24 protein-coding genes are annotated in these 23,269 nt (G+C 62.7%); 17 read left to right on the top strand and 7 right to left on the bottom strand.

From position 1 onward, the window contains the following. The first annotated feature begins 37 nt into the window (after positions 1–37). Entirely contained in the window at positions 38–640 is a 603-nt protein-coding gene (gene gmk / locus ACILSQ_RS17190; protein WP_395744892.1) for a guanylate kinase, read from the top strand. On the opposite strand, the gene ACILSQ_RS17185 is transcribed toward gmk, so the two are convergent. The 3 genes from ACILSQ_RS17185 to ACILSQ_RS17175 form a co-directional block, all read right to left on the bottom strand. Further along, positions 641–1,411: a carbon-nitrogen family hydrolase gene (locus tag ACILSQ_RS17185; RefSeq protein ID WP_395744891.1), complete on the bottom strand. Its 771-nt coding sequence runs from the start codon at positions 1,409–1,411 to the stop codon at positions 641–643. Then, on the bottom strand, positions 1,408–2,667 hold the full coding sequence (locus tag ACILSQ_RS17180) for an MFS transporter (protein WP_395744890.1): 1,260 nt from the start codon (positions 2,665–2,667) through the stop codon (positions 1,408–1,410). The genes ACILSQ_RS17185 and ACILSQ_RS17180 overlap by 4 nt, the downstream gene beginning before the upstream one ends. An 89-nt stretch (positions 2,668–2,756) precedes the next feature. Further along, positions 2,757–3,032 carry a hypothetical protein gene (locus tag ACILSQ_RS17175; protein ID WP_395744889.1) on the bottom strand — a complete coding sequence of 92 codons (276 nt, stop codon included), beginning with the start codon at positions 3,030–3,032 and terminating at the stop codon, positions 2,757–2,759. Positions 3,033–3,225: 193 nt separating this feature from the next. On the opposite strand from ACILSQ_RS17175, the gene ACILSQ_RS17170 reads away from it, so the two are divergent. The 10 genes from ACILSQ_RS17170 (at position 3,226) to ACILSQ_RS17125 (ending at position 14,102) form a co-directional block, all read left to right on the top strand. Continuing rightward, positions 3,226–4,245 carry a hypothetical protein gene (locus tag ACILSQ_RS17170; protein ID WP_395744888.1) on the top strand — a complete coding sequence of 340 codons (1,020 nt, stop codon included), beginning with the start codon at positions 3,226–3,228 and terminating at the stop codon, positions 4,243–4,245. Between the two features lie 49 nt (positions 4,246–4,294). Continuing rightward, on the top strand, positions 4,295–4,861 hold the full coding sequence (locus ACILSQ_RS17165) for a hypothetical protein (RefSeq protein WP_395744887.1): 567 nt from the start codon (positions 4,295–4,297) through the stop codon (positions 4,859–4,861). 13 nt (positions 4,862–4,874) lie between these two features. Continuing rightward, positions 4,875–5,612, top strand: coding sequence for a TlyA family RNA methyltransferase (locus ACILSQ_RS17160; protein WP_395744886.1), 738 nt, complete (start codon positions 4,875–4,877; stop codon positions 5,610–5,612). Between the two features lie 148 nt (positions 5,613–5,760). Further along, positions 5,761–6,177: a type II secretion system protein gene (locus tag ACILSQ_RS17155; RefSeq protein ID WP_395744885.1), complete on the top strand. Its 417-nt coding sequence runs from the start codon at positions 5,761–5,763 to the stop codon at positions 6,175–6,177. Between the two features lie 127 nt (positions 6,178–6,304). Continuing rightward, the gene (locus ACILSQ_RS17150; protein ID WP_395744884.1) at positions 6,305–6,712 is read left to right on the top strand and encodes a hypothetical protein; all 408 of its coding nucleotides are present in this window, start codon (positions 6,305–6,307) and stop codon (positions 6,710–6,712) included. A gap of 30 nt (positions 6,713–6,742) precedes the next feature. Beyond that, positions 6,743–7,237 (top strand): LysM peptidoglycan-binding domain-containing protein, encoded by a 495-nt coding sequence (locus tag ACILSQ_RS17145; RefSeq protein ID WP_395744883.1) that lies wholly within the window; start codon positions 6,743–6,745, stop codon positions 7,235–7,237. A 5-nt stretch (positions 7,238–7,242) separates the two neighbouring features. After that, positions 7,243–7,860, top strand: a complete 618-nt coding sequence (locus ACILSQ_RS17140; protein WP_395744882.1) for an N-acetylmuramoyl-L-alanine amidase — start codon at positions 7,243–7,245, stop codon at positions 7,858–7,860. A 103-nt stretch (positions 7,861–7,963) separates the two neighbouring features. After that, positions 7,964–8,974, top strand: coding sequence for a polyprenyl synthetase family protein (locus tag ACILSQ_RS17135; protein ID WP_395744881.1), 1,011 nt, complete (start codon positions 7,964–7,966; stop codon positions 8,972–8,974). 212 nt (positions 8,975–9,186) lie between these two features. Beyond that, the gene (radC, locus tag ACILSQ_RS17130) at positions 9,187–9,882 is read left to right on the top strand and encodes a RadC family protein (protein ID WP_395744880.1); all 696 of its coding nucleotides are present in this window, start codon (positions 9,187–9,189) and stop codon (positions 9,880–9,882) included. Between the two features lie 71 nt (positions 9,883–9,953). Continuing rightward, positions 9,954–14,102, top strand: a complete 4,149-nt coding sequence (locus tag ACILSQ_RS17125; protein ID WP_395744879.1) for a protein kinase domain-containing protein — start codon at positions 9,954–9,956, stop codon at positions 14,100–14,102. A 46-nt stretch (positions 14,103–14,148) separates the two neighbouring features. On the opposite strand, the gene ACILSQ_RS17120 is transcribed toward ACILSQ_RS17125, so the two are convergent. Further along, positions 14,149–15,111 carry a phosphoglycerate dehydrogenase gene (locus ACILSQ_RS17120; RefSeq protein WP_395744878.1) on the bottom strand — a complete coding sequence of 321 codons (963 nt, stop codon included), beginning with the start codon at positions 15,109–15,111 and terminating at the stop codon, positions 14,149–14,151. 49 nt (positions 15,112–15,160) lie between these two features. On the opposite strand from ACILSQ_RS17120, the gene ACILSQ_RS17115 reads away from it, so the two are divergent. Both ACILSQ_RS17115 and ACILSQ_RS17110 read left to right on the top strand, forming a co-directional pair. Further along, the gene (locus ACILSQ_RS17115; RefSeq protein ID WP_395744877.1) at positions 15,161–15,421 is read left to right on the top strand and encodes a hypothetical protein; all 261 of its coding nucleotides are present in this window, start codon (positions 15,161–15,163) and stop codon (positions 15,419–15,421) included. Positions 15,422–15,500: 79 nt separating this feature from the next. Then, on the top strand, positions 15,501–15,914 hold the full coding sequence (locus ACILSQ_RS17110; RefSeq protein WP_395744876.1) for a cupin domain-containing protein: 414 nt from the start codon (positions 15,501–15,503) through the stop codon (positions 15,912–15,914). A 4-nt stretch (positions 15,915–15,918) separates the two neighbouring features. Here the strand turns inward: ACILSQ_RS17110 and ACILSQ_RS17105 are convergent, their stop codons facing one another. After that, on the bottom strand, positions 15,919–17,151 hold the full coding sequence (locus ACILSQ_RS17105; protein ID WP_395744875.1) for a hypothetical protein: 1,233 nt from the start codon (positions 17,149–17,151) through the stop codon (positions 15,919–15,921). Positions 17,152–17,275: 124 nt separating this feature from the next. Between ACILSQ_RS17105 and scpB the strand changes: the two genes are divergently transcribed. From scpB to ACILSQ_RS17090, 3 genes are read left to right on the top strand one after another with little or no spacing between them, the layout of a single operon-like run. Continuing rightward, positions 17,276–17,980 (top strand): SMC-Scp complex subunit ScpB, encoded by a 705-nt coding sequence (scpB, locus tag ACILSQ_RS17100; RefSeq protein WP_395744874.1) that lies wholly within the window; start codon positions 17,276–17,278, stop codon positions 17,978–17,980. 18 nt (positions 17,981–17,998) lie between these two features. Beyond that, entirely contained in the window at positions 17,999–19,084 is a 1,086-nt protein-coding gene (gene pheA, locus ACILSQ_RS17095) for a chorismate mutase (RefSeq protein WP_395744873.1), read from the top strand. Between the two features lie 13 nt (positions 19,085–19,097). Then, positions 19,098–19,706 carry a CAP domain-containing protein gene (locus tag ACILSQ_RS17090; RefSeq protein ID WP_395744872.1) on the top strand — a complete coding sequence of 203 codons (609 nt, stop codon included), beginning with the start codon at positions 19,098–19,100 and terminating at the stop codon, positions 19,704–19,706. Positions 19,707–19,715: 9 nt separating this feature from the next. Here the strand turns inward: ACILSQ_RS17090 and dxs are convergent, their stop codons facing one another. Both dxs and xseB read right to left on the bottom strand, forming a co-directional pair. Continuing rightward, on the bottom strand, positions 19,716–21,605 hold the full coding sequence (gene dxs, locus ACILSQ_RS17085; protein ID WP_395744871.1) for a 1-deoxy-D-xylulose-5-phosphate synthase: 1,890 nt from the start codon (positions 21,603–21,605) through the stop codon (positions 19,716–19,718). Positions 21,606–21,612: 7 nt separating this feature from the next. Then, positions 21,613–21,960, bottom strand: a complete 348-nt coding sequence (gene xseB, locus ACILSQ_RS17080) for an exodeoxyribonuclease VII small subunit (RefSeq protein ID WP_395744870.1) — start codon at positions 21,958–21,960, stop codon at positions 21,613–21,615. A gap of 178 nt (positions 21,961–22,138) precedes the next feature. Between xseB and ACILSQ_RS17075 the strand changes: the two genes are divergently transcribed. Next, the gene (locus tag ACILSQ_RS17075) at positions 22,139–23,236 is read left to right on the top strand and encodes a hypothetical protein (RefSeq protein ID WP_395744869.1); all 1,098 of its coding nucleotides are present in this window, start codon (positions 22,139–22,141) and stop codon (positions 23,234–23,236) included. The last annotated feature ends 33 nt before the right edge of the window (positions 23,237–23,269 follow it).

Here is a 23,269-nt window from a genome sequence, read left to right as displayed (position 1 = left end):
TCTCTTGCACTCCGTATCGCCATGGGTATTCGGCAGCATGGAATTCTCAAAACAGCGCCTCGGCCAGCTCATCGTCGTTTCCGGGCCCTCCGGCACCGGCAAGACCACGCTGGCACGGAAAGTGTGCGACCGGGGCGAGGCGGTCTTCTCCGTCTCCTGCACCACCCGCGCTCCCCGTCCCGGCGAGGTGGACGGCAAAGACTACTTTTTCCTGACCGAGGAGGACTTCCTGGCCCGCGTGGAGCGTGGGGAGCTCTTTGAGCACGCCCGCGTGCACGGCCGCCTCTACGGCACGCTGAAACACTACGTCTATGAAAACCTCGAACGCGGCATGGATGTCATCATGGACATTGACGTCCAGGGCGCCATGCAGGTCCGCGCCTGTGAGGACGAACTGGTGAAGCGCTGCCTCCTGGAAATCTTCGTCCTGCCGCCCAGCCTCGAGGAACTCCGCCGCCGCCTCTCCGGCCGCGCTACGGAGGACGCCGCCGCCTTTGAGCTCCGCATGCAAAACGCCGCCGCCGAGATGGAGCACTGGCGCAGGTACGACTACGTCCTCGTCAGCGGCGCCCGTGAGGACGACGCCCGCCGCTTCGACGCCATCCTGGCAGCCGGACGCATGCGCACCAGTCTGATGTGATCAGGAGGCCATGCCCGCGTCGCGGAGGGCAGGAAACTGGGCCCGCCAACCGCGCACCACGGCCGGGTCGATCTGAGCGCTCACCACTCGCTCCTGTTCCGCCGCGTCCGCGATCACGACGCCATGCGGGTCCACCACCAGGCTGCGCCCGGTGTATGTAAATTCAGGATCGCTCCCGCAGCGGTTCACCCCGATGGCATACGCCAGGTTTTCAATCGCCCGCGCCTGCAGCAGCGTGATCCAGTGCTGTATCCGTTTCGCCGGCCATGCGGCGATGTAGATCAGCACTTCAGCGCCGGCGCTCACCGCCCTGCGCGTCAGCTCGGGAAAACGCAGGTCGTAGCAGATCAGTGGAGCGATGCGCAGCCCCTGCCATTCAAACAGGCTCACCTCCGTGCCCGCCCGGTGTACCTCGCACTCTCCCCCCATGCTGAAGGGATGGTTCTTCGTGTAGCGTGCCAGGACGGTGCCGTCTGGCGCCAGTGCCAGCGCCTGGTTCATCCCACGGCCATCGGCTCCTTTCGTCACCACACCACCAATGACGCAGCTTTGGTGCTGCGCGGCCATCTCGCGCAGAAACTCCTCGGTGGCTCCCTGCTCAGGCTCGGCGGTCACGGCCAGATTCATGCTGAAGCCGGTGGAAAAAGTCTCCGGCAGAATGATGAGCGATCCCGGCTGCGGCTTCGCGTTCGCGATCAATTGCCGTGCCTTCGCATGATTCGCGGGCCGGTCTTCCCAGATCGAGTCTATTTGTACAAGGTGGATGTTCATAAATGTTCGCGGCGCGCACCCGGGCGCAGGCGGTCGGTGGATTCAGAATTGCTCCGTGCGCGGACGCCGATGAAGCAGCTCGCGGAAAGGATGGTTACGCCGCAGACAATGGCAAAGGTGTCGAACGACATCACCTTGATCATCGCAAACGCCAGGGAAGGGGCGATCAGGCCGCGCACCCCGGTGAGAAAGGTGTGCACGCTCATGTACTCGGCCACGGCGTGCTTGTCCGCCAGCTTGGTGACCCACAGCGCCCACGTCACGTTCCCCCCCGCGTTGGCCATGCCCCACAAGGCCATGCCAAAGGTCCACCAGAAAAGATTGTGACCCAGGAAAAAACACAGGATGCCCGCTGCAAAAAAAACATTCAGCACCGCCCGCACCGTGAAGAGATGAAAACGGTCATACACCAGCCCCCACGGATAGGAAAACACCACGCGCGCCAGCACCGGCACCACTCCCGTGATCCAGGCCACATTGAACTCGCTCAGGTTGATGCCGTGGCTCGGGTTGGCCAGATACTCCACGAACAGGCAGGCCGCCGCCAGGTTGCCAATGCCCATCATCATCCAGGAGATGAGCAGCGTGCGGAAATCACGGTCCTCCCGCACCCAGCGCATGGAGCTCCACAGGCTCGTGCTGGAATTTTCAGGCGCCTCCCACGCGGTCACCGGCAGACCATAGGTCCAGAAGCCTGAAATGAAGCCGCTGGCGGCAAAGGCCCACAGCAGCCACACATAGTTTCCGATGTCCCATCCGAGCAGCTTCCCGCCCAAAAAACCAAAGCACACCGCCGCGGCCGCCCGCGTGACTCCCGTGAACGCATAGAGCTTGCCGCGCTTGTCAGCGGGGTAGTTGATGCGGTAGATCTGCGTCATCAGCGGGATCTGCATCGTCAGGCAGAACAGGCCCAGGCTCAGTCCTCCGATGTAAAGCACCGCGCTGCCGGGAAACGCCGCTGACACCGCCATGCAGCCGCCGCCAAGAAGCTGCACCTTGGCCGCCGTGCGTGCGATGGTGCTTTTCGCCCGCAGCAGCAGCGGCACCACAAACAGGCTCGCGACCATGCCCCCGCTCGTCGCGCTCAGAAAGACGGACTTCGCCACGTCTCCCAGGTGAAACACCCGCACCGCGATGAGCATGCCAAAGGTCGCGGTCAGGTTGTCGATGACGCCGGACGGAATCGAGCGCCACAGTTCGTTGCGCAGGGTCCGGGAGGTGATGGCATCGGCTTCGTCCACCCGCGCTATTCGCATGAACAAAGATGCGCGTCCAGCACGGAGGCGGGACGCGCATCAAACGCGGAATCAATTCAGCGGGAGCCGGAAAATTCCGTTCCCGTGGATCAGGCGACTTTCTTCGCCTTCTTCGTTGCAGGAGCTTTGGCGGCAGGAGCGGCCTTGGCGGCAGGCTCCTTCACAGCCGGCTTCTTCACCAGCTTGGGTTCGGGCATCGGGACGACGGTCAGCCATTCCTGGTAGTGGACCCAGTTGTCGCTCCCTTCATCACGCAGGTAGTCGGCGGTGGAGAGGAGTCCACGCTTCTGGAAATCGATGATTTCCTTTTTGGCAAAGGGGCCAAATTCAACGTAGGAGCGGCTGAGATAGACGAGGTCTTTCATGGGGTAGGTTTGTATTGGGTTGTAGGTTTTAGGGGAGAGTGGCCGTAGCATCACATTGGCTGTGGAACAAGCAGCAATCTTGCCACAGTTCCACAATAAGTGGCCGCGCTTCGGAAAGAGGGAGATTTTTGTCTTTATGAAGGCATGTCCGCTTGCGGCCCTCCACAGAGGCCTCTAGTTTATATGACAATTAATGATTATTTGTCTCGAATCGTCCATCCTCGGCGGCTACCTCTCCAATGAAGTTCCTGGTTTGGTGACTGGCGTGCTGCATCTCGCTGGGCAAAACCAGCCCGTGCGCGTGGAACTGGTGGGCAATTTCCTGCGCGACATCGCCGGCTGCCGCGTGGATTTTCACAATCCGCTTCCAGACGCCAATGAACGCCATGTGGAGGCCATCGCCCCCATGCAGCACGGCTACAGCGGTCTCATGACCGCCTCCTCGCGCGTGGCCAAGCTCCCGCGCCGCAGATCGCAGTCGGGCGCCGTCATCACTTTGCCTGAACCTCCCGGCCTGAAAAACCTCCTGTTCTTCGAATGGTTCAATCAGGACCACCAGCGCATCCTCATCCAGTCCTGGCACCTGCAGCTCCGTGTGTCGCCACCACGCTGGCAGTTGACCAAGGATGAGGAGGCCGCCCTGCTGCGGCAAAACCGCGCCCGGCGCAAACACTTCCTCCTGGGGGCCAGCCGCAACGCCAGGTCCGCCGACGCTTTGCACAGCCCCGGCTTTGATGACCCCTTCCAGCCCGCCAGGCCGGGCGGCGATCCCTTCGGTGCGGTCAAACATGACTCCGCTCCCCGCCCGCCTCATAAATCACCGGCCAAGGCGCAGGAAAGCGCCAGCCTGGACCCCGTCGCGCGTTCCGCGGCGCTGGCAAAGGAACTGCGGCGCTTTCAGAGCCTCCTTGTCTTTAATGAGGAGGTCCGTACCCGTCCCGCCGTCCTGCGCCTGCTTTCCACAGTGGCGGACCTGGCCGCGCATCTCATCCACGTGCTCCGTCAGTTTGCCGGCGCGGAGAAAGACCAGTGGCAGTTTCTGGTGGTCGATCTCGAACAGAGCCTGCCTCTCTTTGCCGCCGCACTCAATGCCACGGACAAGCTCGTGCAGCAGCACCCCAGCGGCGCGGACATGGAGTGGCTCGCGGGTGTACAGGCCAGCCTTTTGAATATCGAGCTGCGCATGCGGGAGCTCCTGGGACTGCTGCGCTGACCTGTGACAGGAGGGTTGATCCCCGCGTGGCTTCGGTTTAGCATGCGGGATGCGTCTTTCCCACTATGCCCTGGCACTCACCATCATTCTCCTAGCCATCACCGGTTATCTGGCGTGGGAGGCCCAGGAGGAGGCCAAGGGCGCGCGCAAGGAACTGGAGCTCGTGCGCAAGCAGCAGGCGGCCCACGAAGCCGCCATGCCGCTGAAGCCCAGCACCGTGGCGGAGCTGCCGCCCCCGCCTGTCTCAGCCCTCCCTGCTGTGCCGCCCATGTCTGGCAGCGGCCTCATGCCCGGCGCCCCCGCCATGCCCTCGCCGCCCGCCGCCGCAGCCCCCCTGACCGAATTGCAAAAGCAGATCATTGGCATGCCGGCCATTGCCAAGGTGATCGAGTCGCACAACGACCAGGGTTTTGCCGTGATCGATGCCGGCAAAAACAAGGGCCTCACCCCCGGCACGAAATTTGACGTGCGTCGTGGCAACGGCCTGGTGGGCCGCGTCACCGTGGGGGAGACCATCGAGGCGGCGGAAGCGGTGGTGGACATCGACACCACCGTCGTGCTGCCTGGCGTCCGCATCGAAGCGGGAGACGAGCTCATCACCCAGGTGCGGAAATAACGTCCCCCCCCCAATGCCGCGTGAACGTCTTGATCTCGCCTTGGTGAAGCTCGGCATCGTGCCTTCGCGGGAGCAGGCCAAACGGCTCATCATGGCGGGAGAGGTCAGCATTCTGGGCAGGCGCATCACCCAGCCCGGCTGGCTCGTCACAGAGCGCGAGCAGATCGTCGTGCGCGAGCGCCCCAGGTTCGTCAGCCGGGGTGGCTTGAAACTCGAAGGCGCCCTGAAGCACTTTAGCCTCGATGTGACGGGCATGACCGCGCTGGATGTGGGAGCCTCCACCGGCGGCTTCACCGACTGCCTCCTGCAGCACGGCGCCGCCAAAGTCTTCGCCTTCGATGTGGGCACCAATCAGCTCGCCTGGAAAATCCGCAGCGATCCCCGCGTCGTCTCCCGCGAGCAGTTCAATCTCCGCCACATGCGCCCGGAAGATGTGGGGCAGGAGGTGGACATTCTGGTGGCGGACCTTTCCTTCATTTCACTCACGCTCGTGCTGCCTGCGGTGCTGCAGGTGCTGCGGCCGGGCGGTCAGGCCCTCGTCCTCATCAAACCCCAGTTTGAGCTCTCCCGCGAAGAGGTGGGGAAGGGGGGCATTGTGCGTGAGCCAGAGCTTCACGCCAAGGCCTGTACGCGCATCGAGGAGTTTGTACGCTCGCAGCCCAGTCTCGAATGGCGGGGGCTTACCGAGTCCCCCATTCAGGGGACGGATGGGAATCGCGAGTTTCTCGCTTGGTTTGGCCGGACGGCTTAAATGAGCTCAGGAATTGAAAATGAGTGGCTCACGGGCCCTAAATTCTCAATAATGACACTCTTCTTCGAACGATTTACGGAAATTTGACAAAATGTAGTTGCAGCTTTGCAATAATTATCATAAAATACCATTATTGATACAAGCAGCCATGAAAACTCTTGCTCATTTCCCCACACAACGTCGCTCCGGGTTCAGCCTCTTTGAGGTTTTGATGTTCATCGCCATTCTCGGCGTGATGGTCGGCATCGCAGTGCCGATGATGAGCCAGGACGATGCGGTCTATGCCGCTCGCGACCGCCGCAATGCCCAGGAGCTCTGCTCCACCTGCATGATGGCGCAGGCCGCTGATGTGAATTTTGTGCAGGACGACAGCGTGATCGACACAGTGCGTGCCATCGTGCGCGGCGGCATGTCGGTTCGCGGTGCCATGCGCGGCCGCGTCTTTGTGGTGCCCGGCCTCAGTGAAGAGGACATCCAGGGCGCCTCGAAGTACCTTCGTGTGCAGGACGGCCAGCTCACCTACACCTCCACCGCGGATTCCCCTCCCGGAGACCAGCGGTTGTAATCCATCAGCGCGAAGCCGTCCGGCCTGAAGCCGGCAAGGGGCCGCCCCGGGCAGGCGGCAGGGTGCCCTGGATTTACCGCGCGTTTTACCTTGCCTGAGGGCGGCGTTTCCACCAGCATGCGGCCGCATGAATTCTGCTTTCTTCAAAAAGAACTGGTACTTTTTCACCCCGGCGGTCATCCTCATCATCCCGGCGCTGATGGTGATGTATTGCACCCTCAACTACGGCTACTCCATTCCTGACTCGATCAATGCGGTCTTTCATGTGGGCTCCACCGGCACCCGGTACTCCATCGGGTTCTCAGAACGCAAGTTCAAGGCCGTGCAGATCGGCATGGATGGCCGGACCGTCTTCAACACGATCAAAAACCCCATGGAAGGCAACGACCCCGGCGCCGATGTGGCCAACTGGCGCTACAGCCTTCCCACCAGCGGCGCGGGCTACTATCACGAGCGCACCATCGTTCTGGCAAAGGACAAAAATGGCATCCCCCGGGTCAAACAGCTCATCAGCCGTTTTCATGCGGTGAATTGATTCGCCCGCGAAAGTGGTGCATCTTTCCGCATGAATCATTTCACGTCATTTCTGTCCAGGGCATGGCTGCTTGCTCCGCTGCTGCTGCTGGCTGCGTGTGAAACCTCCTCGCACATCAAGGGCCTGCCCAAAGACCTGCCCGTCATCAATCTGCGCGGCTCGCCTGAAACGCCCGCCCACAGCATGGGGCATGCGGACTACCCCTTCGCGGACAATGGCGACTACAAAAGCGACTGGGCGGCCGAAGGCGGCCAGAGCCCCGGCATGGACTATTCCTCCTGGCGCTCCTCCCATGGCGGCTCCTCCTCTCGCGGCTCTTCCAAGAAAAAATCGTCCTCCAAGTCCTCCAAGACTTCGTCCAAATCCGGCAAGACCTCCCGCAAAGGAGGGTCTTACACCATCAAAAGCGGGGACAGCCTCGGGGCCATTGCACGCAGGAACGGCACCACGGTGGCGAAGCTCAAGGCCGCAAACGGCCTTTCTTCTGATTTCATCCGCGCAGGGAAAACGCTCAAAATTCCCTAGCCTGCGTGCCTCTCCGCTTTTCACGCATCGCGGCTCTCTGCCTGGCGCTGGTCGTGGGCGGCGTCGCGGGGGCGGCCTGGGCGGAACCCCTGCGGTTTTCCACCGTGGTGATCGATGCGGGGCACGGCGGCAGGGACGGCGGCTCCGTCTGGAACGGCTTGATCGAGAAAAAGCTCTGCCTGGACGTCGCCAAACGTGTTGAGGCGGGGCTGAAATCCAAAGGCGTCAAAACCGTCATGACCCGCCGCACCGACACCTTTGTGGAGCTCGCGCAGCGCGCGCGCATGGCCAACCGGGCGCCCTCGTCAGTCTTCGTCAGCATTCATTTCAATGGCAGCCGCCAGACCGCCCTCGCCGGCAGGGAGGTGTACTATCGCAGCCCGCGGGGCCAGTCCCTCGCCGCGGCCATCTCCCGCTTCTTCAAGAGCCGGGTCCCGGGCGGCACGCGCGGCATTTTCCGCGGCAACTACAAGGTGCTCCGCGAAACCCGCATGCCTGCCGTGCTCGTCGAATGCGGTTATCTCAGCAACAAGCGCGAAGCCTCCCGCTGCGCGGATGCCGCCCACCGCCAGAAGATCGCAGACGCCATCGTCAGCGGCCTGCTGGCCGCCCGGGCGAAGTGACCGGCGCGCAGCTTTCATTTCTTTTGAAAGTTTGCATGTGCGAGGCTTCCGCGTGCCATTTGACGAAGCCCCCGCCGTGGTGGATGGAATAAGACAGCTTTCCATGTCAGCCCCCGCCCTCAGCGCCAGCAATCCTGTTTTTCCGTTTCATCTCGTTCGGACCGACCTGGAGCGCGTGGAAGCCGCCATCCTCGATCAGGCGCGTGCCTTTGACCCCGGCGTGGAAGGCTACGTCAGCTACGTCTGCAAAACCTCGGGCAAGCGCATCCGTCCCGCCCTCGCCGTGCTCGCCGGCGGCGCCACCGGCGGCACCAATGACGGCCACACCCGCCTCTCCGTCATTCTTGAGCTCGTCCACATCGCCTCCCTGGTGCACGATGACATCATGGACGGCGCGGACATCCGCCGCGCGCAGCCCACGGCCGTCGCCAAATGGGGCAGCAGTCTCAGCGTGCTTCTTGGCGACAGCCTCTTCGCCTACGCGCTTGAGCTCGCCACGGAGTTTGAAGACACCCATGTCTGCCGCACCATCGCCCGTGCCTCGCGCGATGTCTGCACCGGCGAGATCCTCCAAACCCAGCGCCGCTTCGACTTTAATCTCTCCATCGCCGATTATCTCAAGATGATCGAGATGAAGACCGCCGCGCTTTTTGCCGCCGCCAGCGAGCTCGGCGCCCGTCTCAATCAGCAGCCCGACTCCGTGCAGGCCGCCTTGAAGGACTACGGCCTCAAGCTCGGCACCGCCTACCAGATCTACGACGACTGCCTCGACATTGTCGGCGACGAAAAAACCGTCGGCAAGACCCTCCGCACCGATCTCGCCCGCGGCAAGCTCACGCTCCCCGTCCTCTACCTCCTCGAAGGAGCCACCGACGCTCAGAAGCAGAAGCTCAACCGCATGCTGCTCAAAGGCGAGCCCATGGACACCACCATCCTCGCCGGCATCGCCGACTACGAGGGCGCCGTGGATCGCGCCGTCAAATTCGCGCAAAACATGCTGCTCGAAGCCCGCGCGGATCTGGTCTGCCTGAAGGACTCTTCCCACAAGCAGGCTCTCGAAGACATCGTCGGCTATCTCCACAGCCTGCTGGACCAGTGCCGGGCCATCCATTGATGCCTCAGCATCAATAATCGTCCTCGTCCTCGTTCTCCTACTCGTCCTCGATTCTTCAGCTCCGTTACGACCAGTAGCATTCGAGCCTCCTGACGGTCCCGCTCAGACGAAACCCGATTGCCCTGTTTTCATTACCGCGCTTTGATCAACCGCGAACCGAGAACCGAGAACCGCGAACAGAGAACCGAGAACAGCGAACCGAGAACAGCCTCATGAGCCGCATCCACGACATCCCGGAAAACGACCGCCCGCGTGAGCGCCTCCTCCGCCTCGGCCCGCAGGCGCTTTCAGATGCCGAGCTCCTCGCCCTCTTCATCAACACCGGAACCAAAGGCGAAAACGCCCTGCAGATCGGCCAGCGCATCCTGCGCGACTACAAATCCCTTCGTGACCTCTCCCGTCTCGAACCCGCCATTCTTCGCAAGATCAAAGCCCTCGGCCCCGCGAAAACGGCCCTGCTCGCCGCCGCCTTTGAACTCGGCCGCCGCTCCGCGCAGGAGCCCTCGCATGCCGAAGTCATCCTGGACCGCCCGCAGCGCATCTACGACTACATCGGTGCGGAGATGCAGGCCCTCGGCCACGAATCCGTCCGCATCATCCTGGTGAACACCAAGTTCGCCGTCATCCGCAGCGAGGAAGTTTTCCGCGGCAGCCTCAACCAGTGCGTCGCCGAACCGCGCGACCTCCTGCGGAAGGTCATCATCCACAACGCCTTCGGCTACATCCTCGTCCACAACCATCCCTCCGGTGATCCCGCCTCCAGCGAAGCCGACCGCAGCCTCACCCGTCGTCTCCGCGATGCCTCCTCCGCCATCGGCAGTCCCCTCCTGGACCACGTCATCATCGGCACCCCCTCACCCTCCCGCGAGCAGCCCTACTTCAGCTTCAAGGAGCACGGGATGCTGTAGCACAGTGGATGGATCCGCCTTGCACGGTTGATTTGATGTAACCTGCCGCCCGTACTCTCCAAGGAACAGGCATGACCCCCATCCCATCGCACCTCTGCCCGCAGTGCGGCACGTCCATCCCTGAGGAGTCCGCCCACGGACTGTGCCCGCGCTGCGTCTATGCCAGGGCGCTGGCTCCCACGGTTGAGGGGGCTTTCGTTTCCTATGTGCCGCCGGCTTTGGATTCCGTGCGTGCCGCCTTTCCCCACCTTGAGATCATTGCCCTCATTGGAAGTGGCGGCATGGGCGCCGTCTTCAAGGCCCGTCAGCCACAGCTCGACCGCTTTGTGGCGCTGAAAATTCTTCCCTCTGAGCTTGCCGGCCGGCCTGGTTTCTCCGAGCGGTTTCAGCGGGAGGCGCAGGCGCTCGCCCGCCTCAGCCATCCGCACATCGTCACCGTGCATGACTTTGGCCTGGCCGGAGATTTCTATTTCCTGCTCATGGAGTTCATCGATGGCGTGAACCTCCGCCAGCTCCTGCAGGCAAAGCGCCTCACGCCCCAGGAAGCGCTCAGCATCGTGCCGCCCGTCTGCGAGGCCCTGCAATGCGCGCACGATCACGGCATCGTCCATCGTGACATCAAGCCCGAGAACCTGCTCATCGACAAGGCGGGCACCGTGAAGATCGCCGACTTTGGCATCGCGAAGATCGTCAATGATGGCGCGGAGCTGTGCCGCGACTCTGATGCGGAAGCTTCTGAATCCACACACGGGAAGCACGCCGCAGCCAGCATGCCCTTGGGCACTCCTGACTATGCCGCCCCAGAGCAGGCCAGCGGAGCCGCCGATCACCGTGCGGACATCTACTCCCTCGGCGTCGTTCTCTACGAAATGCTCACCGGCGAGCGACCCACCGCCAGACTTGAAGCACCCTCGAAACGCGTGCAGGTGGACATCCGCATCGACGAGATCGTGCTGCGCGCCCTGGAAAAATCTCCCGAGCTGCGCTTCGCCACGGCTGCGGAGTTTCGCACGCAGGTGGAGAATCTGAATCATCAACCCGTGCGTGCCAGATACAGTTCTCGCCGCAGGGGCAGCCTGTGGCTGCTGAGCGGCGGCGTCTTCTTGGCGCTGCTCGCTTTACTGTTGTTCGTGCTCGCGTCTCTTGACCACAAGTCACCGCTCGGAACCAACGAACTCCTGATCCTTTTCGGTCTGAGCCTGGGAATTGCCTGGTGGATGCATCATCATCGAAACAAAGACATTTCGCCACCTCTTGAACCGCTCAATCACCCTCCAGTCACAGCAGCCTGGCCGCTGCCGGTGGCTGTCCTTGTTCTGCTGGGCGCTGGCGGAATTCTGATGGGTCTCGGAGTGTACGGTTCACAATATTGGGGCTGGACCGGTAAAAGTGGAGCCATGATCGCGGGGGCGGTCCTGCCGCTGGTGGCGGGAGGCATTTCCGGATGGCGCCTTCTCCGCGAAAGATCTTCCGGCGTTCTCGGTCCTGTTCCGAGAGCGGTATTCACCGTCGTAGCCAGCCTCGGGATCATTGCGCTCATGCGGCTTCCGATGACCTTTTGGCTCTATGTCGCCCAAAGAAAACTGGGCTCGTCCTTCACCACCGTCATGGCCATGCACGGGGCTTTTGCACAAGTCGCCTGGGTCTTGCAGGTGGGCGCGGCCTTCAGCCTCTACCTGTGGACGCAACGGCGCATGCACGGGGCCTCAACGAAGATGGCGGCGCGGGCTGCCATAGCATGCTTCATGCTCCTTCTCCTTCACGGCATCGCTCCCTGGATCGTGGTGGCCGCGGGGAAGATGACAGAGCTGCAAAAAGCGCCGATCCACCGCGCAACGACGCAGGCTGAAAAGAATAGCGGCGGCTCCTCCGGGGCAGCAAACGTCAAATCTTCGACTGCGGGCAATGACGCACCGCGTGACACTCCCCAGGAAAGCCGCGTGGCCCTCAAATACCTCGAAGCCACCGCCGCACTTGACCGGGTCAAAGCAGAACATCCCGAACTGGTGGCCGCTTTCAGGTACGTGGAGACGGGAAGCAATTCAATGGTGCTCGATGCCACCAAGCCCTCTGTCGAGCCTCTCCAGAAGTTCCTGGCAAAGATCGATCAGCGTCCCGAGGCGGTCGTGCTGTCAGGAATCATGACCGAGTCTCCGCCCCATTCACCCCCCGGCTCCGGCAAGGTCATTTCCACGCCCGTGGTTTATACACACCTGGGTAAGGCCGCGAGTTTCCGCACGCTGGCTAAAGACGGTCTGCAGATCGAGTTTTCCATCAAGGCAGGCAGGCAGACGAAAGTCGCGACGGAAGCCGGTGGTGCCTCCAAATTTAACCCGGCAGCGGAACGCGAAATGTTTGTGCTGGAAGGAACAGTCATGGAGTCGGCACGCGCTGCGTCTGAGGATGCCAGGAAGGTTTTTCTGCTGCCCACCCTGCACGTGCAGCAGGGTGGTCTGGCAACGTTCACCCATCGCCTGCAGGACGGTCGGGACGTGGAGCTGTCCCTCAGACTCTCTTATCAATCTCAGCCTCCGCTTTCGAAGGGGGCAAATGCTCCAGCTCCGCCACCTGTCAAACCACCAGCTGCACCACCGCCCAATGAGATCCCATTCAAAGGCGAACCCAAACTGCGCTACATCGCCTGGATGCCCGAGACTGAGGATGGCTGGCAGCTCTGCACGCCGGGCGGAGAGACGGTGAAGGTGCCGGGCGACATCCCGGTGGAAGACTGGGAGTGGTGGAAAGGTGGCCTGTTGAAAAACGGTGCGGCGGCCAAGATCAACGCCACGTCAGGCTGGCTGATGATGTTCTATTCGCATCCGGCCATTGATGAACGCAGCGAAATTCATTTGAGCCTCTTCACTCCGACGGGCGAGGAGATCAAAGTAAACCAACGCACTGCCTGCCCTCGGGAGCCGAAGGTGCTTCAAGCCGATGGATGGCTTGTCACAGGCTGCCGGGTGCCTTATGCCTCTGTGAAAGGACAGGTGAAGGCCCGCCTCACGCTCACGGCCGGTGCCTGGTGGAACGATGACATTGTGCCGGCTGGCAGGACCAACAACTCTGGCGGTGGCGAGTTCCTGACCAACTCTGGCGAAGACGCCAATCGTCAGGCCTTTGTGACCGTGATTACGCAGGATGAAGACAAATTTCCCCACAATCAATGGGAGGTGCTGGGCCGTCTGCATGATGGCTCGGATGTGCGCAACCAGGGCAGCACGGCGATGAATGTGCAGGACCAGTATGTGCATACCATCTTCTTCGCGCAGCCGCTCTCATCGTTTGCGGGATTCATCATGCGCAGCCGCGAAAGGAAAAAATTCACCAGCGACGGTGTACGGGTTCCCCCGGCTCTCGTGGCGGCTTCAGAGGCTGCTTCCAAGGCTGCTTTGCAGATGCGCTGGGTGCATGAAACTCCTTCAGCGGAGACGGAGCCCATGCTGTTCGCCGGAGGGGAGAAGAGCGAGACGCTCAACGTCGGGAAGGCTGTATTGCTTGATGAGTCCGCCCTGACGTTTGTGGAAGCCGCTCACTGGTCCGGGTGTCAGCGCATTGCTCTGCGGTTCACCGAGAGCGGCAGGCAGAGCTTTGCCCAGATGACGCGAGAAGGGAATGGGCGCAGGCTGGCAATTGTCATCGATGGCAAGGTTCGCGCGGCACCCATGATCTCGGCGGAAATCGGCGAGGATCTGGTGGAGATCGACAGCAATTTGACCTATGAGGAGGGCGATGATCTGGCCGCCAGGCTGAACACCGCCATGCCGAATCACGGTGCGCCGGCCGATGAGTCATCCAAGACGCTTTCCAGATCCCGGCTGCCGGCGCCACAGGTGGAGATCATCCAGCTCGAAGCGACCGCGGAGGAAATCGCCAGCGCCTTGCCCGCGACCCCGAAGCGGCCGGCGATCAAAGCGGGCGAGAAAAGTGTGGAGGCCATCAAGGAGGGGCGTGCACTTTTCACCGACGCGCTGAGGCAGGACGATGCGAACACCCTTCTGGCGGCGCTCAGAAACAAAGCTCGCTTCCATGTGGCGCTCTCCGACAGCCCGCTTTCTAACATCACAGTGCGAAATCCGGCCGACAGCCACATTCATCTGGGTTACGCCTTCAAGGGCGTGCCGACCAGGCTGACCGTGAGGGAGCATCAGGCCGCGATCATCGCGGTGCCTGATGCCTCCAGTCCGGCACAGGTGTGCTTTTACTTGCTGCGGCTTGAGTAACTCTGAGAAAAAGCAAGGCTTGTGGCAGCATCGGGCGCGAGTGCGCTCACCACTTGTTCGCCTGAATCACATCCTTCTCTCCTTTGAGATAGTTCACCAGATTCAACGTCGCCCGCATCGCCTGCCTCGGCACGCTCTCATACGTGCGGGAGCCGATGTGCGGCGTGATCAGCGCCTTGGGGTGCTTGAGCAGCGGATGGTCGGCGGGCGGCGGTTCTTCATCCAGCACATCCGTGGCGTAGCCACCCACCGTGCCGGCATCCAGAGCGGCGATGATGTCAGCCATGTGCACCAGCTCGGCACGCGAGGTGTTCACCACCAGCAGCTCAGGCTTTGCCAGCTTCAGCCGCTCGGCGTTGATCAGGTGCCGGGTGCTTTCGCTCAGGTTCGCGTGCAGGCTCAGCACATCCAGATGCGGCAGCATGGTTTCGATCTTCTCGTGCTGGGTGATGCTGAACTCATCCGCGAAGGCCTTGGGCCAGTACTGCGGCAGGTCCATGGCGTGGATCTTCATGCCAAAGGCCGCGGCCCGGCGCGCCACCTCCTGGCCGATGCGGCCCAGGCCCACGATACCGATGGTCTTGTTCCAGATTTCATGCCCCGTCACCCGCTTCCACTGGCCGTTGCGCACGGAATTGGCGGAATCCACCAGATTGCGCACCAGCGCCAGCAGCAGGCAGAAGGTATGCTCGGCCACGGTGGTGTGATTGACGCCAGGGGTGAAGAGGACAGGGAGCTTCTTCTCGGTGCAGGCCGCCACGTCGATCTTGTCCAGCCCGATGCCGTATTTGGAGATCACGCGCAGGCGGGGCAGGGACTTGTCCAAAACCGCACGGGTGATCTCGTCGTCGCCGCAGAGAAAGGCGTCAAAGTCACCGGCCAGCTCCAGCATGCGGCTTTCAGGCAGCGGCCCGCGCTCGCGGTGTACATCGTAGCCCTGGGCGGCGAGCAGTGCATGGTGGTCGCCGGGGGTGTCCTGATAGCTGGTGGTGGTGAGGAGAATGCGCATGGCTGGAATTCAGATTGCAGAGGTCGGTTTGCGGAATGAGAAGGTGACCATGGGACAAGACGAAATCGAGCGCAACATGGGCGTGCAGCCTCTGGACGGCATCATGGCCGGGCATGAACTGGGAAATCACGACCTGGTCACGGCCAGCACCGAGCCCATGACCCACAAAGCCGTCCAGCGCGCCCGCAAAGGCCGCCGCCTCACCAAGCACATGAAGCAGCGCATGGCCGACGCCCTGAATCTGCTCCTGAAACAGAAAGGCGTGGAACTGGAGCGCCCGTTTGGGGTCAAGGATCTGTTCACCTACTGAGGAAATGGAGCAAAACGGATAGCCGCAGGTGCATCGCCCGGCTTGCCGGGGAAATTCAGGTGCGCTAGCATCCCCCACCATGTCCGACGCCATCGCCAGCCGCCGCTTCGTCACCGCCGCCGAAAAAATCGACTTCCTCTCCCCCTGGACGCTGGAGGAATGGATCTGCCGCGGCGACATCGTGAACAACGAGCACCTCATGATGGTCCGCGCCAATATGGAACCCGGGCGCAGCCATCCCTTCCATTCGCACCCCACGCGGGAGGAGCTCATCTACGTCATCTCCGGCAAGGCCGAGCAGTGGGTGGGCCGGCAGAAAAAAATCCTCGGTCCTGGAGACACGGCGTTCATCCCCATGGGCGAGGTTCACGGCACCTGGAATGTGGGGGATGAAAAGCTCGTGTTCCTCGCCATCCTTTCCCCGGCCCAGGCGGACGAGCCCGGTCTGGTGGACCACAGCCAGGAAGAGCCCTGGAAATCTCTGCGGCAGTAGCGGCCTACTTCGCCCGCAGCTCCTTGCGCAGATCAGTGATGCCATCCCGGATGGCAAAAAGCTCGGCACGGAAGCTGTCCAGCACTTCCTGGCGGTCCCGCCACTCGGGCGCTTCCGTCAGCTCGTTCAAGGCGGCCAGCGCCTCGTTGGCCCAGTTCAGGCAGCGGCGCAAAATGGCGAGCGTGTGGCCCGTGTGGGATGAGCCGGCAAAGTCATGCGTGCCTAGCGCCCCCGCCAGCTTGCCGCTGATGTTCATTGAGTTTCGGATGAACCGGTCCAGCGCGGTGTTGCCATCACTCTCCTCGGCATTCTCGCACCGCTCGTCCTGGATCTCGGTCAGCAGCCGCAGCACGAAGTCATGCGCCAGGGTTTGCAGCGGATGGGCTTCACGCTCCTCCCGGAAGTCGTCGAACTCGCCTTCATCCGGTTCGTTCTCCACCTCCACCCATTCTGGCAGCACCTCCTCGCCCTCCTTCCATGCCTCACCCTCGGCATCGCCGCCATCATCGGGGGCGCCTTCGGGGCCGCCGCGCAGCATGTGGTCCCAGCCCATCACAAAGGCGATGCGGTCATCATGCAGGCCGTCCGCACCGTATTTTTCGATCGCCTCCATGTGCGCGTCGCTGAGCCGGTCGGACTGCTTCAGCGAGTCTTCCCACGCCTCCTCGCTGTCATCGAATTCTTCTTCTTCCTCCTCCTCTTCCTCATCCTCGGCGCCCGCCTTCGGCTCTGGCCGCTGGATGATGCCCGCCAGCCACTCGCGCATGGCATTGAGGTTGGCCATCTTTTGCGCCTCCTCCTGCGCCTCGTCCATTTCCCAAACCCACGCCGAGATGCTCACTTCAAAATCCGTGCCCTCGATGAACACACGCCCGCTCTCCTCGGAGAACCACTCAATGTAGAGCCCATGAGGCCGTCCCGCGGAGGCCTCATCTCCCTCGCCTTCTTCGCCTGCTTCGCGCTCCGCCTCCGCAGCATCATCCAGCACCTTGCGGGAGGCGGTGATGTCGCCCACATGGCCCCGCTGCTTTGCCTGCAAGGGCGCGGCGGGCCGGGGCGAAGGCTTGGGATTGGTGAAGGTCACTTTGCAGCCCGCGACATCACGCCATGCATTGCCTCTCAAATCCAGCATGACCGGCTCATCACGGCCCACCAGCCACAGTTTGCCACGAACGTTGTCGCGGGTGGTGTTGTCGATTTCGCCACGGAGGACGGCGGGGTCGAGACGCAGGGCCATGCCTGCATCAGAGCGTGTGCATGGCGGAAGTGTCAAGCAAGATGCGCCGGACCTTCCGGGACTCTAACTGCGTTCCCCGGCTTGACTCTCCCCTCGGGCTCGCTTGAGATTGCCCGTCCGCCCCATGGAACTGATCTCGATCGTCGAAGCCCTTCTTTTTGCCTCCCAGGAGCCCCTGGGGGTGCCGCAGATGTGTGCCGCCGTCAAAGAGACGGCCAAAGACATTCTGGACGCTGCTGCCGAGCCCCTGGCTGAGAGCAGCCCCCCGCAAATCCCCGAGTGGGTCGCCCCGCTGGCGGAAACCACCGAGGAGCAGGTGCGTGCCATTTTGGATGAACTCATCGCCCGCTATGCCGCGGAAAAGCACGCCTTCACCCTGGTGGAGCGCGCCAATGGCTGGCGCATCGCCGCCCGCGGCGAGTACGCCGAGTGGTGCCGCGCGCTCTACCCCGGTAAAAAAGTCCAGCGCCTCAGCCAGCCCGCGCTGGAGACCCTCGCCATCGTCGCCTACCGCCAGCCGATCACCAAGGCCGGCATCGAAGCCGTGCGCGGCGTTTCGGTCGATGCCATGGTGCAGCAGCTCATCGACCGCGGCCTGATGAAAATCGAAGGCCGTGCAGATCTCCCAGGCCGCCCGCTCCTCTACGGCACCACCGAAGCCTTCCTCGATCATTTCGGTGTGCGCAGCCTCGACGACATGCCCAACGCCTCCGAACTGCGCCGCGTGAAACTGCCCACCGCTGAAGAGAGCACCTCTGGCTCCGAGCAGCCCCAGGAGCACCAGCTCTCCCTCGCTCCCGTCACACCCGCGGCGGCCGGGGAGTCTTAACCCTTTCTCCTGCGGCCAATGTCCCTCGAAGAAGTCCGCAACAAGATCGACAGCATCGATCAGCAGCTCCTCCGCCTGCTCAATGAACGCGCGGAGCTCGTGCATGCCGTCGGTGAGATCAAGCGCAAGGACGACCTGGACATCTATGTCCCCGGCCGCGAAGACAAGCTCCTGCGCAAGCTGGCGGAGATCAACCGTGTGCAAAACGGCCGCCTCACCGAGCGCGCCATCCGCGCCATCTACCGCGAGATCATGAGCGCCGCGCTCGCCCTGGAGGACAGCCTCAAAATCGCCTATCTCGGCCCCACGGGATCATGGACGCATCAGGCGGCCGTGAACAAATTCGGCCACTGCGTCGAATACCTCGCCGAGGCCAGCACGGAAGGCGTCTTTGGCCGCGTGGCCGCGCAGACTGCAGACTACGGCGTGCTCCCCATCGAGCACTCCACCGAGGGCGCGGTGCATCACACCCTGGATCATCTGGCAGACAGCACCCTCCAAATCTACGCCGAGATTCTCTGGAAGGCGGACGCCGCCGTCATGGCCCAGGGTCCGAACAGCACCATCACCGAGATCCATGGCCGGGCGCAGATGCTCGCTCACTGCCGTCCCTGGCTCATGCAGAGCTTCCCCGGCGCGAAACTTGTGGAATCCGCCAGCTCCAGCGCGGCGGCCACGCTCGCCGCGCAGAACCCCGCCGTGGCCGCTCTGGGCACCCCCCTGAGCGCCGAACTGCACGACCTCCGCGTCATCGCCACCTCTCCGCGCGAGTACGCCACGCAGACCCGCTTCATCATTCTCGGCCGGCGCTCCGGCCCGCCTTCAGGCAATGACAACACCATGCTCATGATCCACTCCAAGGATCGCGTGGGCGCGCTGATGGAAGTCCTGCAGGTCTTCGCCGCCCGCAATGTCAACGTCCGCCAGATCGAGAACCGCCCCACCACCAGCGGCAGCGAGGCGCGCTTCTTCCTCGAAATCAGCGGCCACCATTCCGATGACACCCTCAAGCAGGCCATCGCCGCCCTCGAAATCGAAGGCATCGCCGTTCAGGTGAAAATCCTCGGCAGCTACCCCGCGCCCGGCTGGGTGGAGGAGCGGTAACCCCTTTTCCGCCATGCTGCGCCTGCTCTTGCTGCTGCTGCTCTTTCTCGCAGGGCCGTTGGGCGCTGAGGAGCCGGCAAAAAAGCCTGTGGCACAGGAGCCCTGGACCACCGCGGACTACGAGCTCCACACCCTCGCGACCTTTCGCGCCTATCCCCCCGCGCTTCGGGTGCTGGACCGCGCCACGCTGGACACCGGCCTGCTCAGCGCGGCGATTTTCTTCGCCACCAATGCCGAGCGCGAGAAGCACAAGCTCCCGCTGTTTCGCACCTCGCGCGCCTTGATGGCCTGCGCCTACGAGCACTCACGGGACATGGCCACGGAGAACTTCTTCTCCCACGAGAACCCGCATGATCCCGCGAAACGCACCGCCTGGCAGCGCCTGGAGGCCAAGGGCCTGAAAAGCGGCGAGCTCGCTGAAAACATCGCCATGCGCACCTCAAACGGCCTCACCTACCTCGCCTTTGCGGATGAGATGGTGAAGCTCTGGATGAACTCCCCAGGCCACCGCGCAAACATTCTCAATCCCCGGCTCCTCTTCCTGGGCTGCGGCACGCATGCCTGCAACTGCGCAAAGTTTCACATCTACGCCACGCAGAACTTCGCCTCCGTGGCGCCTTGAAGCCCCGCATCACTTGCCCAGGGCAGCCAGCACCTTCGCCACCGTGTTCTCCACGCTCAGGCCGTGCTTCTTGCGCAGAATCGACGGCGTGCCATGCTCCACAAACTGATCCGGCCAGCCAATGCGGACCACCGGGGTGTGAATGCCCAGATCGCTGAGCTCTTCGATCACACCGGCGCCGAAGCCATTCCTCAGCACATGGTCTTCCAGCGTGCAGACCACCTTCACCTTTTTGGCGAAGGAGGAGATGCAGTCCATGTCGAGCGGCTTGATCCAGCGCGGATTGATCAGCGCCACGGAGAGCCCCTTGGCTTCCAGCTCTTTCTTCGCCGCTTCAGCGATGGGGAACATGTCTCCCAGGCCGATGAGGGCCACATCGTTGCCGTCGTCGATGACTTCAGCCTTGCCGATTTCAAGACGAACGGGCTTGCCCTTCGGCAGGATGCCGGGGCCGTTGCCACGCGGGTAGCGGATGGCGATCGGGCCGCCCTCGTAGTGGGCCATCGTCCACAGCATGTCCACAAACTCATCCTCATTGCGCGGCTGCATGTGCACGATGCCCGGAATGCCGCGCAGGTACGCGATGTCAAACAGGCCGTGGTGCGTGGGGCCGTCATCTCCGCTGAGGCCGCCGCGGTCCATGCACAGGCGCACCGGCAGATTCTGGATCGCCATGTCATGCACGATCATGTCAAACGCCCGCTGCATGAAGGTGGAGTAAATCGTCAGGAAGGGCTTCAGCCCACGCGTGGCCAGACCACAGGCAAACAGCGCGGCGTGCTCCTCGGCGATCCCCACGTCAAAGTAACGCTCAGGGATCTCCTTCTTGAAGACGCTCAGGCCGGTGCCCCCGGGCATGGCGCCCGTGATGGCCACAATCTTCGGGTCTGTCTTGGCAAAGTCAGTCACGCTCCGGGCAAACACCTGCGAGTAGGTCGGCTTGTCGCTCGCGGCGGTTTCCCCGGTTTCGACGGTGTACTTGCCCAGGCCGTGAAATTTGCCCGGGTCGTTCAGGGCAGGGGTGTAGCCGCGGCCCTTTTCGGTGATGATGTGCAGGATCACCGGCTCGTCCTGGGTCTTGAGGAACTCAAACGTCTGAATCAGCAGCGGGATGTTGTGGCCGTCGATGGGGCCGTAGTAGCGGATGCCGAACTCGTCGAAAAGCGAGCTGCGGTTGGACGGCGTCTGGCTCTGCGGAAGGAGGATGTTTTTGGCGTGATCCTCCACTTTCTTGGCAATCCGGCGGGCGTCCTCGCCCAGCATGAATTCGAGCAGCTTGGCCGCCTTCTGGTGCAGGTTCGCGTAGGCCGGGTGGGTGGCGATGGTGTTGAAGTACTTGGCGATGGCGCCCACGTTGCGGTCGATGGACCACTCATTGTCGTTGAGCACACAGATGAGGCGCTTGGTGTGGGAGGCGACGTTGTTCATCGCTTCAAACACCGGGCCGCAGGTGAAGGCGGCGTCACCGGCGACGCAGATCACGTTTTCATCCGTACCGCAGAGATCGCGACCGGTGGCCATGCCCAGGGCGGCGGAGAGGGCGGTGCCCGCGTGGCCCGCGCCGTAGCAGTCGTGCTCGCTTTCCGTGCGCAGCAGGAAGCCGTTCAGTCCGTCATGCTGGCGGATGGTGTGGATCTTGTCCCAGCGGCCGGTGAGCATTTTGTGCACGTAGCCCTGATGCGCCACGTCGAAGACAAAGCGGTCCTTCGGCGTGTCAAAGACGCGGTGCAGGGCGATGGTGAGCTCCACCACGCCCAGATTCGGGCCCAGGTGTCCCCCCGTCTGGCTGAGGGTCTCGATGAGCGTCCGGCGGATTTTCTCCGCGAGTTCGGGCAGTTTCTCCAGCGGCAGGGCTTTGAGGTCGGCGGGGGAGTTGATGGCAGGCAGTTGGTTGTCCACAGGTAGTCTAAAAAAGTCGAATTTCCCCGCCTTCAGGCTCGGCGGGTTTGCGGCGGCGGGCCGGAGTACGGGGCTTTTCGGTGTCTTCGGCGCTCTCGTCGTTATCAGCCGCATCGTCAAATGAAGTGAGCGAGGCTTTGCCGCCCTCCAGGTCCGCGCTGATGAGGTCCACGCGCCGGCGGGCCCCTTCAATGCGCTGCCGGCAGAGCTTCAGCAGGCGCACGCCGTCTTCATAGCTGGAGATCATTTCCTCCAGCGAAAGCTGGCCGTCCTCCATCCCCGCCACGATCTCATCCAGGCGCTGCATCGCGTCTTCAAAGCTGGGTTCGTCGGGCTGTGGGCTGGGCTGGCTCATGGGGGTAAAAACGTGCCCGGGAAGGCACGAAGGGGCGGCCATTATCCGGGCTTCACCGGGAGCCGCAAGCACGAAAAGGCGGCTGTGAACTGCCTCAGAAAACTGGAATCTCTCCTCTATGGTATAATTCAATAATTATTGAATTTATATTCAGGCGGTCTAAGCTTAGCTTTACCCCGTGAAAAGCAGCGCCGCCAGATTTTGCCTCCAGGCCTGTGTGTGGGGAGCCGTCCTGTGCTCCCCACCCGCACAGGCCTACCTGGGCGGTTTTGAGGAGCAGGACGGCTACCGCGTTCCCCTCAATGGCGACATTTTGTCCGCGGGCTACGCTGGAGACGCCCAGTTTTACCTCAACAACAACCCCGCCAATGGCTACACCGGCGTTGTCCCCTGGTCGGCCTACCCCAACAACTTCAGCGACGGCACCAACGGCCCGGACGTCACGCGCTACAATGCCGGCCAGTTTGGCACCAGCAGTGGCGGCCCCGGCGGATCGCCCGTGGACATCCCTGACAACTCCGGCCTCTGGAAGGTGCTCGCCGGCGGCAGGCTGAACGAAGACGCCGACGCCCCCTACTACTACGGCAGCCAGTGGGCGCGGGATTCGATCGTGGCATACCGCAACACCATGCCGCACGCGGGATCCCAGACGCTGAATCTGATGGCGATGGATCAAAGCCTGAGCTACCGGTACAGTCTGGACTCCCGCGATTTGGGCGGGATCGACCCCGCCATCACGCTGGGAGCGCAGATTCAAATGTCTTTCTGGGTGAAGCCCACGGACTGGGATGATCCGGACACCGGGGGCAACATCCTGGGCCTTTCGCTGCTGGATGCGGCGAACCAGCCCATGTTCGAGATCGGATACACCGCGGACAACCTGCTGCAGTACAGGCTGACGGGCGGCGCCTGGCAGACGACGGCGTACCAAATGGGCAGCGCGGGGTATTCTGAAATCAGCGTGACGCTGGACACTCTGGCCAACACCGCGAGCCTGAACATCAACGCCTACAATGACAACAGCTCCCTTCTGGGAGGCGACACCAGCGTGCTGAGCCATCAGGCCCTGGGGGTGGTGAGCGGCGCGCTGACGGGGCTGCAGTGGGATCTGCGGGGCGGCTCGCTGGACAATGGCGCGGTGAGCTACATTCACAGCTTTGACGACTTTAGTTTTAATGTCAGCAACCTCACCCCCGTGCCCGAGCCGGGGAGCGCGGTACTGCTGGTGATGGCCGTGGCGTTGATGCACGTTTCACGGCACCGGAAGAGAGCATAAAAAAACACCCGGTCTCGCGACCGGGTGCTCTCG

The organism is Prosthecobacter sp. (assembly GCF_044227185.1).
Lineage (GTDB): Bacteria > Verrucomicrobiota > Verrucomicrobiia > Verrucomicrobiales > Verrucomicrobiaceae > Prosthecobacter.
This window is presented reverse-complemented; position numbering and strand designations above follow the sequence as displayed.

Bases quoted from the DNA above. Each gene is read 5' to 3' on its own strand.
- gmk (WP_395744892.1), top strand. From the start codon at position 38: ATGGAATTCTCAAAACAGCGCCTCGGCCAGCTCATCGTCGTTTCCGGG.
- ACILSQ_RS17185 (WP_395744891.1), bottom strand. From the start codon at position 1,411: ATGAACATCCACCTTGTACAAATAGACTCGATCTGGGAAGACCGGCCC.
- ACILSQ_RS17180 (WP_395744890.1), bottom strand. From the start codon at position 2,667: ATGCGAATAGCGCGGGTGGACGAAGCCGATGCCATCACCTCCCGGACC.
- ACILSQ_RS17175 (WP_395744889.1), bottom strand. From the start codon at position 3,032: ATGAAAGACCTCGTCTATCTCAGCCGCTCCTACGTTGAATTTGGCCCC.
- ACILSQ_RS17170 (WP_395744888.1), top strand. From the start codon at position 3,226: ATGATTATTTGTCTCGAATCGTCCATCCTCGGCGGCTACCTCTCCAAT.
- ACILSQ_RS17165 (WP_395744887.1), top strand. From the start codon at position 4,295: ATGCGTCTTTCCCACTATGCCCTGGCACTCACCATCATTCTCCTAGCC.
- ACILSQ_RS17160 (WP_395744886.1), top strand. From the start codon at position 4,875: ATGCCGCGTGAACGTCTTGATCTCGCCTTGGTGAAGCTCGGCATCGTG.
- ACILSQ_RS17155 (WP_395744885.1), top strand. From the start codon at position 5,761: ATGAAAACTCTTGCTCATTTCCCCACACAACGTCGCTCCGGGTTCAGC.
- ACILSQ_RS17150 (WP_395744884.1), top strand. From the start codon at position 6,305: ATGAATTCTGCTTTCTTCAAAAAGAACTGGTACTTTTTCACCCCGGCG.
- ACILSQ_RS17145 (WP_395744883.1), top strand. From the start codon at position 6,743: ATGAATCATTTCACGTCATTTCTGTCCAGGGCATGGCTGCTTGCTCCG.
- ACILSQ_RS17135 (WP_395744881.1), top strand. From the start codon at position 7,964: ATGTCAGCCCCCGCCCTCAGCGCCAGCAATCCTGTTTTTCCGTTTCAT.
- radC (WP_395744880.1), top strand. From the start codon at position 9,187: ATGAGCCGCATCCACGACATCCCGGAAAACGACCGCCCGCGTGAGCGC.
- ACILSQ_RS17125 (WP_395744879.1), top strand. From the start codon at position 9,954: ATGACCCCCATCCCATCGCACCTCTGCCCGCAGTGCGGCACGTCCATC.
- ACILSQ_RS17120 (WP_395744878.1), bottom strand. From the start codon at position 15,111: ATGCGCATTCTCCTCACCACCACCAGCTATCAGGACACCCCCGGCGAC.
- ACILSQ_RS17115 (WP_395744877.1), top strand. From the start codon at position 15,161: ATGGGACAAGACGAAATCGAGCGCAACATGGGCGTGCAGCCTCTGGAC.
- ACILSQ_RS17110 (WP_395744876.1), top strand. From the start codon at position 15,501: ATGTCCGACGCCATCGCCAGCCGCCGCTTCGTCACCGCCGCCGAAAAA.
- ACILSQ_RS17105 (WP_395744875.1), bottom strand. From the start codon at position 17,151: ATGGCCCTGCGTCTCGACCCCGCCGTCCTCCGTGGCGAAATCGACAAC.
- scpB (WP_395744874.1), top strand. From the start codon at position 17,276: ATGGAACTGATCTCGATCGTCGAAGCCCTTCTTTTTGCCTCCCAGGAG.
- pheA (WP_395744873.1), top strand. From the start codon at position 17,999: ATGTCCCTCGAAGAAGTCCGCAACAAGATCGACAGCATCGATCAGCAG.
- ACILSQ_RS17090 (WP_395744872.1), top strand. From the start codon at position 19,098: ATGCTGCGCCTGCTCTTGCTGCTGCTGCTCTTTCTCGCAGGGCCGTTG.
- xseB (WP_395744870.1), bottom strand. From the start codon at position 21,960: ATGAGCCAGCCCAGCCCACAGCCCGACGAACCCAGCTTTGAAGACGCG.